Source organism: Vreelandella neptunia (assembly GCF_000712975.1).
Classification (GTDB): Bacteria; Pseudomonadota; Gammaproteobacteria; order Pseudomonadales; family Halomonadaceae; genus Vreelandella; species Vreelandella qaidamensis.
The window spans coordinates 23,184-35,509 of record NZ_JHQL01000001.1 but is presented as its reverse complement, the minus strand read 5'-3'; the positions used below and the strand labels follow the sequence as shown (position 1 = coordinate 35,509).

The 12,326-nt window shown below is 50.5% G+C and carries 15 protein-coding genes; 3 read left to right on the top strand and 12 right to left on the bottom strand.

The features are described 5' to 3' along the window. Positions 1 to 17: 17 nt before the first annotated feature. Together rimK and CR46_RS0100175 are read left to right on the top strand one after the other, a co-directional pair. Positions 18 to 926, top strand: coding sequence for a 30S ribosomal protein S6--L-glutamate ligase (rimK, locus tag CR46_RS0100180; RefSeq protein WP_009724955.1), 909 nt, complete (start codon positions 18 to 20; stop codon positions 924 to 926). 87 nt (positions 927 to 1,013) lie between these two features. After that, positions 1,014 to 1,460, top strand: a complete 447-nt coding sequence (locus tag CR46_RS0100175; protein WP_030068901.1) for a hypothetical protein — start codon at positions 1,014 to 1,016, stop codon at positions 1,458 to 1,460. Position 1,461: 1 nt separating this feature from the next. On the opposite strand, the gene CR46_RS0100170 is transcribed toward CR46_RS0100175, so the two are convergent. From CR46_RS0100170 to CR46_RS0100120, 11 genes are all read right to left on the bottom strand, one after another. Beyond that, positions 1,462 to 2,241 carry a SanA/YdcF family protein gene (locus CR46_RS0100170; protein WP_030068899.1) on the bottom strand — a complete coding sequence of 260 codons (780 nt, stop codon included), beginning with the start codon at positions 2,239 to 2,241 and terminating at the stop codon, positions 1,462 to 1,464. 18 nt (positions 2,242 to 2,259) lie between these two features. Beyond that, positions 2,260 to 2,829, bottom strand: coding sequence for a putative Fe-S cluster assembly protein SufT (sufT, locus tag CR46_RS0100165; protein ID WP_030068896.1), 570 nt, complete (start codon positions 2,827 to 2,829; stop codon positions 2,260 to 2,262). A 22-nt stretch (positions 2,830 to 2,851) separates the two neighbouring features. Beyond that, positions 2,852 to 4,117, bottom strand: a complete 1,266-nt coding sequence (locus CR46_RS0100160; protein ID WP_030068894.1) for a cysteine desulfurase — start codon at positions 4,115 to 4,117, stop codon at positions 2,852 to 2,854. A gap of 32 nt (positions 4,118 to 4,149) precedes the next feature. After that, the gene (sufD, locus tag CR46_RS0100155; protein ID WP_030068892.1) at positions 4,150 to 5,490 is read right to left on the bottom strand and encodes a Fe-S cluster assembly protein SufD; all 1,341 of its coding nucleotides are present in this window, start codon (positions 5,488 to 5,490) and stop codon (positions 4,150 to 4,152) included. Beyond that, a complete protein-coding gene (sufC, locus tag CR46_RS0100150; protein WP_030068890.1) occupies positions 5,487 to 6,236 on the bottom strand; it encodes a Fe-S cluster assembly ATPase SufC in 750 nt (249 codons plus the stop codon). Before sufC ends, sufD begins: the two co-directional genes overlap by 4 nt. 69 nt (positions 6,237 to 6,305) lie before the next feature. Further along, the gene (gene sufB, locus CR46_RS0100145) at positions 6,306 to 7,748 is read right to left on the bottom strand and encodes a Fe-S cluster assembly protein SufB (protein ID WP_030068888.1); all 1,443 of its coding nucleotides are present in this window, start codon (positions 7,746 to 7,748) and stop codon (positions 6,306 to 6,308) included. 71 nt (positions 7,749 to 7,819) lie between these two features. After that, complete coding sequence (locus CR46_RS0100140; RefSeq protein ID WP_030068886.1) at positions 7,820 to 8,278, bottom strand: SUF system Fe-S cluster assembly regulator; 459 nt, start codon at positions 8,276 to 8,278, stop codon at positions 7,820 to 7,822. A 269-nt stretch (positions 8,279 to 8,547) separates the two neighbouring features. After that, positions 8,548 to 8,889, bottom strand: a complete 342-nt coding sequence (locus tag CR46_RS0100135) for a zinc ribbon domain-containing protein YjdM (RefSeq protein WP_030068884.1) — start codon at positions 8,887 to 8,889, stop codon at positions 8,548 to 8,550. An 87-nt stretch (positions 8,890 to 8,976) separates the two neighbouring features. Continuing rightward, positions 8,977 to 9,453, bottom strand: coding sequence for a YbhB/YbcL family Raf kinase inhibitor-like protein (locus CR46_RS0100130; protein ID WP_030068882.1), 477 nt, complete (start codon positions 9,451 to 9,453; stop codon positions 8,977 to 8,979). Positions 9,454 to 9,522: 69 nt separating this feature from the next. Next, positions 9,523 to 10,080, bottom strand: coding sequence for a hypothetical protein (locus CR46_RS0100125; protein WP_030068879.1), 558 nt, complete (start codon positions 10,078 to 10,080; stop codon positions 9,523 to 9,525). A gap of 28 nt (positions 10,081 to 10,108) precedes the next feature. After that, a complete protein-coding gene (locus CR46_RS0100120) occupies positions 10,109 to 10,483 on the bottom strand; it encodes a thiol-disulfide oxidoreductase DCC family protein (protein WP_030068877.1) in 375 nt (124 codons plus the stop codon). Positions 10,484 to 10,563: 80 nt separating this feature from the next. On the opposite strand from CR46_RS0100120, the gene CR46_RS0100115 reads away from it, so the two are divergent. After that, complete coding sequence (locus CR46_RS0100115) at positions 10,564 to 11,025, top strand: flavodoxin family protein (protein WP_030068875.1); 462 nt, start codon at positions 10,564 to 10,566, stop codon at positions 11,023 to 11,025. Between the two features lie 106 nt (positions 11,026 to 11,131). Here CR46_RS0100115 and fadA read toward each other — a convergent pair whose 3' ends face one another. Then, positions 11,132 to 12,310 (bottom strand): acetyl-CoA C-acyltransferase FadA, encoded by a 1,179-nt coding sequence (gene fadA, locus CR46_RS0100110; RefSeq protein WP_030068872.1) that lies wholly within the window; start codon positions 12,308 to 12,310, stop codon positions 11,132 to 11,134. Positions 12,311 to 12,326 lie beyond the last annotated feature (16 nt).

Sequence of the window (12,326 nt, the reverse complement as noted above, 5' to 3'; positions counted from 1 at the left end):
TGGCCCCGGAGCCCTGCATGCATATTGCCCTGCTTTCGCGCAATCGCAATCTTTACTCTACTCGTCGCCTTATTGAAGCCGCCGAGCAGCGTGGGCATACTGCTCGCGTGGTAGACACGCTGCGCTGCTATATGAGCATCGCCTCCCACCATCCGTCGATTCATTACAAGGGCGCTGAAATTGAGCCCTTTGATGCTGTTATTCCACGCATTGGTGCCTCGGTTACGTTTTATGGCTGTGCCGTTCTGCGGCAGTTTGAAATGATGGGTACTTACGTCATCAATGATTCCGTTGCCATTACTCGTTCACGGGATAAGCTGCGCTCGTTACAGCTTCTTTCACGGAAAGGACTAGGCTTGCCGATTACCGGTTTCGCCCACTCTCCTGATGACATTCCCGACCTTATTACCATGGTCAAAGGTGCACCGTTAGTCATCAAACTGCTAGAAGGAACACAAGGAATTGGTGTGGTGCTTGCCGAAACCAATCAAGCAGCTGAGTCGGTTATTCAAGCGTTCATGGGCATGAAGACCAATATCATGGTGCAGGAATACATCAAAGAAGCACGCGGTGCTGATATTCGCTGCCTAGTAATTGGTGATAAAGTGGTTGCCTCCATGAAACGCCAGGCAGCCGAAGGTGAATTCCGCTCCAACCTGCACCGTGGTGGCACCGCTAGTGTCATTCGTATTACACCGGAAGAGCGCTCAACTGCTATACGCGCTGCGAAAGCCATGGGGTTGCGCGTTGCAGGCGTTGACTTGCTGCGTTCTAACCATGGACCGGTGATTATGGAGGTCAACTCATCACCTGGCTTGCAAGGCATTGAAAATGCCACCGGCAAAGATATTGCTGGCATGATTATTGAGCATATCGAAAAAAATGCCATGCCAGTGCGTAAAGCGCCACCCAAGCCTAAAGGCTAAGCCAGAATGCAAAAATAATCCGCATTAGGGGTGGCAAATTAACGCTGCCGCCCCCACAATCTGCGTCACCGAAGGAGGTAGACGCTCATGTTTCTCGACAATCGCCAAGTGGCGATGGACAGCGTGCTGGAAGCGCTGGCCGATAGCATTGATTATTTCCAGGATAATATCGAACGCCTGCGACCCACTCTGCGTGACGCGCTGAAACCGCACTACACAGAGCGGTTAAAACAGATGCGCAATCTTCAGGAGTTGGCCCGGGCGCACTTGAAGATGCTGCCCCGGGATGCGGACGTAGAGCGCGATGACTTTTTATGGCTATGGAGCCGTCTAAAAAGCTTTGTGGGCAACGACAGTCAGGTATTAATCAATGAGCTGTTAGAACAAGAGCGTGTACTGATGCAGGCCCTATCAACACTGTTTACCCATCCCTTGCCTGACCCTATCGAGCCGGTGGTGGAAGAGTGCATGCAAGGTTGCCGTAAGTTAATACGCGAGCTGTATAACTTACAAAAACGCAAAACGCATCGCTGATCTATTTTCCTGCCACCTGCTCTTGTGGCGGCCGCACTAGTCTTGCAGCGTAGTGATTAACTGCAAGACGATCAGGGTCAAACGCTAAGCGAAACGCTTCACGAACAGTGCTGTTAGCTTTTAATTCAATAGGTTCTGGAGAGCCTAAAAAATATGGCTCTCTCCCCCATATATATAGATCGCCTAACGTCGCAACCCGTGCAGCCCATTCGCGAATCCTTAATCGCCACTCTCCCGCCGTTGATTCTTCTTCTGCAACACAACCGGTAACCTCAAGCCCTAGTGCGCGACCAATAAAAACCGCACGCGGAAGATGCCAACTTTGGGTAACTAACAATGCCTTATCAAGCTGAAAGACATCGCGAGCACGTACAAGCGTGTCGTAAGTACTAAACCCAGCAAAATCCATGGTGAGTTGATCTGCTGGCACACCACGCCGATATAGGTCGCGCCACATAGCGCGAGGCTCGTTATAGGCTTGAGTGCGATTATCCCCAGAGATTAACAAATGACCAACCCGCTGATCGGCAATCAAACGCGCAGACGTTCGCATCCGGGCATGAAAATGGGGGTTTCGAAAGCCACTACGCGTCCAGTTAGAGGTACCAAATACGATTGCCACATCCGCAGCACGACACTCATCAACATGATTATCAATGTAGCGGGCCGTACTGACGACCACCCAGAGATTACCTGCTATAAACAGCAATGCCGCCAGTAGCATTAACGCTCCAAGCGACATTAAAAAACGTTTTGTATAACGTAATAGCAAGCTGTGCATCCAGCTCCCCAGCAGGGGTTAAAACATGCCTAGCTCAAGCTTGGCTTCGTCACTCATCATGTCACGGCTCCAGGGTGGGCTGAAGACAATTTCAGTATGTACCTTGTTGATCTGAGGCGCGCCTAAGATTTTATTACGTGCATCCGCGGCAATAACATCGCCCATTCCACAACCGGGAGCGGTCAGAGTCATGCGAATAGTGACCATCCTCTCGCCATTAATTAAGCGCTCAAGACGGCAACCATAGACCAGCCCTAGATCGACAATGTTAACTGGTATTTCTGGATCAAAGCAGGTGCGTAACTGATCCCATACGAACTGCTCTATTTCCTCATCGTTGGCATCTTCAGGAAGCGTTGGGCGAGGCAAAGGTTCTAGACCTAACGCATCGAGGTGCCGCCCCTCTATCAAGTACAATCGCCCTTCAAAGCCAACGCTCACCGAACTACCTTTGGCTTGCATAACGCTCACGATACTGTCTTCTGCTAAGGTTTCTGTTTTACCAAACGGAATAGCAATAGCGTCGACATCACGTTGAAGCGGCAATTTTTGGCCTCGTTCAAGGCGGGCTACTTGCTCGATATCCATAACGATCCTTAAATGACGGCCTTTAACGTACCATACCAATCACACGATTAAGCGCGGCGACAAAGATATCCACCTCTTCTAAGGTGTTGTAAGCGGCAAAAGAGGCACGGCACGTAGCATCCACACCGAAATGATGGAGTAACGGCTGTGCGCAGTGATGCCCCGTGCGAATAGCCACACCTAACTGGTCAATCAACAAACCGATATCTTGAGAGTGCGCCCCATCAACCACAAATGAGAGCACGCCTGCTTTATTAGGCGCAGTACCTAGAATTCGTAAGCCGTCAATTCGACTTACCTCTTCAGTCGCATGGTTCAGCAAGACAGCTTCCCAGGCGCCAATAGCATCGACACCAACGCTATCCATCCAATCTAAAGCGCTACCAAGGGCGATGACTTCTGCGATCGCTGGCGTGCCTGCTTCAAACTTATGAGGAATTTCTGCGAAAGTGGTAGCAACGTCAAAAGAGACCGTTTTAATCATCTCACCACCGCCCTGCCAAGGCGGCATCGCTTCTAATAAGGCTTTCTTACCGTACAGCACACCCACGCCGGTGGGGCCATACACCTTATGCCCAGAAAACGCATAAAAGTCAGCGTCAATATCCTGCACATCGACCATTTGATGCGGCGTTGCCTGAGCGCCATCGACCAAAATTAACGCACCCTGCTGGCGGGCAAGGGCCGCCATCTCTTTGACTGGGTTAATAGTACCCAACGCATTAGAAACATGGTTAACCGCCACCAGTTTGGTGCGCTCATTAAGCAACGCACGGTACGCTGCTAAATCTAACGCACCGTTGGCCTCAACGGGAATCACTTTGATGGTAAAACCGATTTCAGCGGCCAATAGCTGCCAAGGCACAATATTGGAATGATGCTCCAACATTGAAATGAGCACTTCATCGCCAGCAGCAAGCTGGGTGCGGCCCCAGCTTTGAGCTACCAAATTAATTGCTTCAGTCGTGCCCCTCGTAAAGATGATCTGGCGAGCATCTTCCGCATTGAGAAACGCTTTAACACGGTGCCGTGTGGCTTCAAATGCTGCTGTCGCCTCATCCGACAAGGTGTGCAAACCGCGATGGATATTAGCGTTATAGCGCGAATAGTAGTCGCTAAATACGTCAATAACCTGCTGGGGCGTCTGGCTTGTCGCGGCATTATCGAGATATACCAGCGGCTTACCGTGCACTTCCCGTTTTAGTATCGGAAAGTCGTTGCGCAGCGTCGCGACGTTAAACGCCGCGTTTACAAGCTCAGTAGGTTTCTCAATCACGCTATGGGGCATCGGTGACTCCTTGGCTGGTCGTTGAGTGCGTTTTAGTCGTTGAATGCAGCCGCCGCTTCAACCAACCCCGCTAAATTGAAACGCTCCGGCAGCTTGCCTGCCACCGCTAGCTCTACCCGCTCAGCAATCACATCAAGCGCTACTTGCTCAAGCACTTCACCTGCGAACGCGAGTGTCAACAGTCCACGAGCGGTCGCTTTATCAATTCCGCGGGTACGCAGCGCATAAATCGCATCTTCGTCCAGCTGACCTGTGGTGGTGCCATGTGAACACTTGACATCATCTGCATAGATTTCAAGCTCAGGCTTAGCATCAATCTGCGCGCGATCAGAAAGCAATAAGTTTTGGTTGCTTTGGAAACCTTCAATCTTCTGACTATCGCGTTTAACGTACACTTTACCGTTAAAAACGCCGTGGGCACGGTCATCCAGAATGCCTTTGTAGTTCTCATTCGAGAACGTCAGCGGCGCATTATGATTAACCTTGGTGTGGTTATCCACATGCTGACGACCTTGGCCGAAAAACAAGCCATAGAAGTTGGTTTCTGCACCCTGGCCATTCAAATCACTAATTAGATCGTTGCGCACCAACGCGCCACCCAGATTCAGGTTAAAGGAGCTGTAGCGGCTATCGCGGCTCTGCTCCACATGAATACTGGCAACATGCAGGTCGCCTAGGGGCGCTTCTTGCAGTTTGTAGTGGTTCAGTATTGCTCCACGATCAAGCATTAACTCGGCGACCACGTTGGTGAAGTTGGCCGCATCGGCCTCACCGATATAGTGTTCAATCAACGTCGCTTCGCTACGCCCTGCTGCTTCTACTAAAATGCGCGGATGACACATCACAGGCGTTCCCGCACGGGATAGAAACTGCAGTAGGATGGGTTTTTCTACTACGGTACCCGGTGCGATACGCACTACGGCACCCTCTTCCGTAAACGCTGTATTCAGCGCTGCAAAAGGGGAGAAATCCACGCCGGTCAAGCGACCCAGGGGCCCACCCACCGCTTCGTGGTTATCAGCCAGTGCTTTGGAAAGCGGCAAGACCTGAACGCTACTTGGCAGTGCTTCTAGATCCGACAATGCCGCAGAGAAGACGCCATCTACGAAGGTTAAGCGATAAGCGTCCAATGGCAGCGTAAGTGCGGCCGCTTGCGCCTGAGAAAAATCGGCATTTTCAGCCAGCGCAAAGTTGCCCTGGGCAATCGCGCGTATATCAGTGTATTTCCACTCTTCATCGCGGCGGGTAGGAAACCCCATGGCTTCAAAGCGGGCAGCGCCCGCTTGGCGGCGAGCCGCAATCCAGGTGGGCTCCGCACCGCGCTGTTGGCTACGCGCGTTCAGCGTGTCCAAAAACGTTTGCGTATCGCTCATGCCACAGACTCCTCAATACCTTCGTAGCCGTTGGCTTCCAGCTCTTTGGCAAGCTCAGCATCACCGGTTTTGACAATGCGACCGTCAACGAGGACGTGCACTTTATCCGGGACGATGTAGTCGAGCAGGCGCTGGTAGTGCGTGACCAACAAAATAGCTCGCTCTTCAGCGCGCAGGCTGTTGACGCCGTCGGCAACAACTTTCATTGCATCAATATCGAGTCCCGAATCAATTTCATCGAGCATGGCAAGTTTTGGTTGGAGCACTAGCATCTGAAGAATTTCGTTGCGCTTTTTCTCACCACCAGAGAAACCTTCATTGACAGCACGCTGCAGGAAGCTGGCATCCATCTTCATAAAGCCCAGCTTCTCTTTTACTAGCTTCATAAATTCAGGTGCTGGCATCTCTCCTTCACCACGCGCGACGCGCTGAGCGTTAAGCGCTGACTTAAGCAGATAGATGTTTTTTACCCCTGGAATTTCCACTGGGTACTGGAAGCCAAGCAGCAGACCCGCTTGGGCGCGCTCTTCAATTTCCATCTCCAGTACATCCTGGCCTTCAAAGGTAACGCTACCTTGGGTCACTTCATAACCATCTTTACCGGCGATAACGGCAGACAAGGTAGATTTACCCGCGCCGTTTGGACCCATAATGGCGTGCACTTCGCCCGCATTGATGGTGAGCGTGAGGCCTTTTAAGATTTCTTTGCCATCGACGGTGACGTGTAAATCATTAACTTGCAACATAATTATAACCTTTTAAATTCTTGAGGGACGCTATCGCGCCCCCCGTAAAATAAGTCGGGTGCGAAGTAATTAACCCACCGCGCCTTCAAGGGTCACATTCAGAAGCGCTTCGGCTTCAACAGCGAACTCCATAGGCAGCTCTTGGAAAACATCTTTACAGAAGCCATTCACAATCATGCTGACTGCATCTTCTTCTGAAATTCCGCGGCTTTGGCAGTAGAAAAGCTGATCTTCACCAATCTTGGATGTGGTGGCTTCGTGCTCAATCGTAGCGGTGCTGTTACCAATTTCCTGATAGGGGAACGTGTGGGCACCACACTTATCGCCAATCAGCAAGGAGTCGCACTGAGTGAAATTACGCGCTCCTTTGGCACGGGGGCCAATTTTAACCAAGCCACGGTAGGACTGATCGCTTTTGCCCGCGGAAATACCTTTGGCAACAATATAGGAACGGGTGCCTTCACCAATGTGAATCATCTTGGTGCCAGTATCGGCCTGCTGACGGCCGTTAGTCACCGCCACAGAATAGAATTCACCGATACTGTCTTTGCCACGCAAGATACAGGAAGGATACTTCCAGGTAATCGCTGAACCGGTCTCTACCTGTGTCCAGCTAATCCGTGAACGCTCACCGCGACAGTCGCCACGCTTGGTAACAAAGTTGTAAATACCGCCCTTGCCGTTTTCATCACCGGGATACCAGTTCTGAACGGTGGAATACTTAATATAGGCATCATCCAAGGCAACGAGCTCGACGACGGCCGCGTGAAGCTGGTTTTCATCACGCATTGGCGCCGTACAGCCCTCCAGGTAAGATACCTGAGCACGGCTCTCGCAGATAATCAGGGTGCGCTCGAACTGGCCAGTATTAGCCGCATTAATACGGAAATAAGTCGATAGCTCCATTGGACAGGTAACGCCTTCAGGAACAAATACAAATGAGCCATCGGTAAATACAGCCGAGTTCAATGCAGCAAAGTAGTTATCAGCAACAGGAACGACCGTACCAAGGTACTGCTTGATAAGATCAGGATAATCGCGAATCGCTTCAGAAATTGAGCAGAAAATAACGCCTGCTTCACCTAACTGCTTTTTGAACGTGGTTGCCACAGAGACTGAGTCAAATACCGCGTCTACCGCTACACCTGCAAGCGCTGCACGCTCATGCAGAGGAATACCAAGCTTTTCGTAAGTTTCTAGCAGCTTGGGATCAACTTCATCCAAGCTTTGCGGCCGATCTTCTGGGCGCTTAGGTGCACTGAAATAAGAAATTGATTGGTAATCAATCGGCGGATAGTCAAGATGCGCCCAAGAGGGCTCTTTCATTTTTAGCCACTGACGGTACGCATCTAAGCGCCACTCCAGCATCCATTCCGGCTCGCCTTTCTTATTGGAAATAAAGGCGATGGTGTTTTCATCAAGGCCAGGTGGCAAGGTGTCGCTTTCAATATCGGTTATAAAACCATCTTTATATTCGCGACGAACCAACTGTTCCATTTCTTCGCTTGCCATGGTGATACCCTCCGGGCAGTTGGGTGGCGAGGTCAGCTCGCCGTCAATAGAGATAATATTGCCTAGCCTGTTTAAGCAGATGCCAAGCTAATACTTTGAATCGGTAATTGTACGGGCAGCTTGATTGGCGTTGTGTCGGCTAAGTGTGCCAGCGTCACGCTTTCTAGCAGCGTACGTATCGCTAGCGATACTCGCTGCCAGTTATCAGCCACACCGCAGGTAGCAGCTAGGTCGCATTCGCCTTCGACTTGACTACATTCTGTCATCGCCACCGGCCCTTCAATGGCCGCGATGATATCGGCAGCAGTAATATGTGACGCGGGCCTCGCCAAACGGTAACCGCCTTGAACACCACGCTGTGACTCCAGAAGCCCAGCTTTTACTAACATTTTGAGTGTTTTACTGACAGTAGGATGAGGCAGCTGCACGGCTTCTGCTAAATCAGCCGCCGCATGCGACGCCTGAGGATGGCGAGCAATTTGTGCCATCACGACAGCGGCATAGTCTGTCAGCCGAGAAAGCTTGAGCATGTTGACTCCCGTTGACCGTCACAGTGGACTTATCTGTTAATTGGGGACCATTTTAGTCCTGTATAAGTTTCATGTGAAGCCCTTCTGCAAAATCCTTATCAATTTGTGCAAAATAAAAGCACGTTCGCCACTGTTAGCATCAAAAACAACAATCATTATCATTTAAGAAAACTATCAATCTTCTTAAATGCAAAAAGCCTACGAAGGAGTCGTAGGCTTTTCTAGATAGTATGACAGAGCGCTTTCTTAAGGATACTAGGCTTCAAGTGCTAGGCTTTTTTGACGAACTCGGACTTAAGCTTCATGGGCCCAATGCCGTCAATCTTACAATCAATATCGTGATCACCACCGACTAACCGAATATTTTTAACTTTGGTGCCTACCTTGACCACTAATGAGCTGCCTTTGACCTTAAGATCTTTGATGACAGTGACGGTGTCACCATCAGCCAGACTATTCCCATTAGCATCACGGATACTTGACTCGGCTTCTTCAGCGCCCTCATTAGCGTCCTTTGACCATTCGTTGCCACATTCTGGGCAAACATACTGGATACCATCGTCATAGGTAAATTCAGAGGCACAAGCAGGACAGTTGGGTAGTTCACTCATCGTAGGCTCCATTACTTCAGTCTAATACGCAGGACTTAGAAAGCGATGGAGCCTACACGGGTTTTGCAAAATGTCCAGGAGGGTGTATCAGCCGCGCTGATAGGTACCAACCAATCGGTTCATACCCAACAGGTGGGGTTCAATTTCATTAAGCAACTCTTTAAGCGTTAATCCTTCTGGTAGAGAGGTTTGATGATCCAACGCCAACACCCAAAAGTAGTAAAGATGGCTGCCATGCCCTTCTGGTGGCATTGGGCCACAATAGCCATGGCTTCCTTGGTCATTCATACCTGGCGTCCCTACCGGTGTGTTTTCTGCTAAATCATGAATGTCACCAGGGAGATTATAGAGAACCCAATGAACAAACCCGTAAGTACCGTCTTTTACCAACGGGGCATCAGGGTCGTGACAAATCACTGCAACCCCTTTAGTGCCTTCGGGCACACCGTCCCAAGATAAGGCAGGCGATACATCATCGCCCTCACCCGTATGCTTAGAAGGAATAGGCTGATGGTTGAGAAATGCGCTGCTAGTCACCTGCAGAGAGGATAGTGCAAATGCCATGCTGTTCTCCTAAATGGATAAAACAAAAGAGCATTTTTAGCCTTGTTGAACAGCACAAAGATGTCAACATTAATTCAGCTTAGCTGAATGCCGCTGCCACCACTCACGGGCAATGCGTACATTGTTAGCATTCGCCGCCGAATCTAACACGGAGGGCAACTGTATATAGTCACCTCGAGTTCTCGCCATTAATAGCGGATCTTGGGTGGCAAGATGAAGCGCATATAGAGCTAACATCAACTCATAGTCATCAGTAGTATCAAGGCGCGCAAACAGCAAAGGTACAGCAGGCAAGCCGATTTCTCCTAACCGTTCTGCCGCGATATACCAAGTTCGAGGATTATCTTGGCCGCCATACTGCGAGACAAACCGCCTGTCTGCCAATCGGCTAACATAGTAGGCCGCTTTCTCTTCAGGGCTCGTTAACAACGGCGGCACCCAGTCGGTTACTTGGCGGTTAGCTACGTAGCCGGGTTGTGCTGCTACTGGAGATACCTGAGCCACGGCAGGTGACACTTCCTGAGCGATGGCATCAGGTGTTTGAGGGGAAGCTGACTGACCAGCGCACCCCGCTAACATAGCCAACATTGCGTATGCTGGCACTAACCATAGAGGACACTGCTTCATGATAAATTCCCTATATCAATATCCATACTTATTCAGACCAACGCCCTTCCCGCTTTAGGCGCTTTTTTACCCAGCAATCATAATACCAGCGTAAGGCTTTTTTGATTCCCGGCAGGCCAATAAGCCATGCAATTGGCACAAGCAGTGGAATACGCATCATCAGCAAGCGGTAGGCATCGATACCTTCAATAAGAGTGCCATCAGCTTTTTCGATATGCAGCGAACGTAAAGCAGCGTTTGGTGTCACCCCTTTTTCACGCAACTGCCGTTGGTGCTCAGTGACATCACACCAGTTAATCCCGTTGCCATGCTTGCCAGCCCAGCGCTCAAAAAGACGACGATCCTTCCTGCAAATAGGGCAAACAGCATCGTAGAAAACATTGATTGAGGCATTATCAGACATATAGGCTCTCATCGTGGTCATACTTAGCCGTGGAACACGTTGCACTAGCCATGCAAATTATCATTTAACGGGGCGCTATCATGAAACATCTATTAATCGTTGCCCATGCACCCTCACTAAATACCCGTGTCTTGAGCGAAGCCGCAAAACGAGGTGCTAGCCAAGACACCATAGAACAGGTTACTTGCACAGTAAAAACGCCGTTTGAGGCTGGACCAGAAGATATTCGCGCCTGCGATGGCATTTTACTCGGCACAACGGAAAACCTGGGCTATATGAGCGGCGCACTCAAGGATTTCTTTGATCGTAGCTACTATCCCATCCTAGAAGAAAAACAAGGACTTCCATGCGCACTTTATATTCGTGCGGGTATCGATGGCACTGGCACAAGGCGAGCGGTTGAAAGCATTGTGACAGGGCTACGCTGGCGTTGGGTGCAAGACCCTCTAACGCTGCGCGGCGAGTGGCAGGATGCATTTATCGACCAAGTAGAAGAGCTGGGCCTTTACATGGCAGCGGGGCTGGATAATGGCCTATTTTAATGCTTGTTTTTAATGTCTGTTTTTAATAACAATTTAAACGTAAAAACGGCACCGTGTGGGTGCCGTTTTAAAAGCGAGTACTTTGCGATTTAACTATATAGCGTGCTTATTTAAGGCGTTCAAATACCGTCGCTACCCCTTGCCCCATACCGATACACATCGTTGCAAGACCAAGGGTGGTATCACGCTGTTGCATGACGTTAAGCAGTGTCGTACAGATGCGCGATCCCGAACAGCCCAGCGGGTGGCCAAGTGCAATAGCACCACCGTGTAAGTTTACCTTTTCATCCATAGCATCTAAGAAGCCAAGATCTTTCAATACGGGCAAACCTTGGGCTGCGAACGCTTCGTTAAGCTCGACTGTTTGAATATCTGCAGCCGATAAGCCAGCGGCTTTCAGTGCCTTTTTAGACGCAGGCACCGGGCCGTAACCCATAATAGAGGCATCACAACCTGCCACACCGGTGGAAAGCACTTTCGCAATTGGCTCAAGCCCTAACGCTTGAGCGCGCTCGTAGCTCATCACGGCCATGGCTGACGCACCGACCGACAATGCAGATGACGTGCCAGCAGTAACGGTACCGTTACGCGGATCAAACACCGGCTTAAGACTGGCCATTGATTCAAGACTCGCCTCAGGACGGATGACTTCATCATGCTTGAATAGCACTTTAAAGCCGCGCTGATCGTGACCTTCGACACCGATAATTTCGTTATCGAAATAGCCCTTTTCCATGGCGGCCTGGGCACGCTGGTGGGAACGCACGCCAAACTTATCCTGATCTTCACGGGAAATACCGTGCATTTTACCCAGCAGCTCAGCGGTTAGTCCCATCATCATAGCGGCTTTCGCGGCGTACTTACTGGCAGCGGGGTTAACGTCAACACCGTGAGCCATGGGCACGTGCTCCATGTGCTCTACCCCACCAATCACGTAAAAATCGCCCATGCCCGCTTTAATGTTAGCCGCCGCAATGTGTAGCGCGGTCATCGAAGATCCGCACAAACGGTTAACCGTTTGCGCAGGCACCGAGCGGGGAATACCAGTCATAATCGCCGCATTACGCGCGATGTTCATGGACTGCTCAAGGGTCTGGTTAACGCAACCCCAGATCACATCGTCCACTTCGGATGGGTCTAGATTGGCGTTACGATCAAACAGCGCCTGCATGACGGCTGCTGATAAGTTTTCAGCACGCACGTTGCGGAACGCACCATTTTTAGCTTTCGCCATGGCGGTACGTACACCGTCAACCACCACGATATCTCTTGGGTTCAAACTCATCTTCTATCTCCTATGC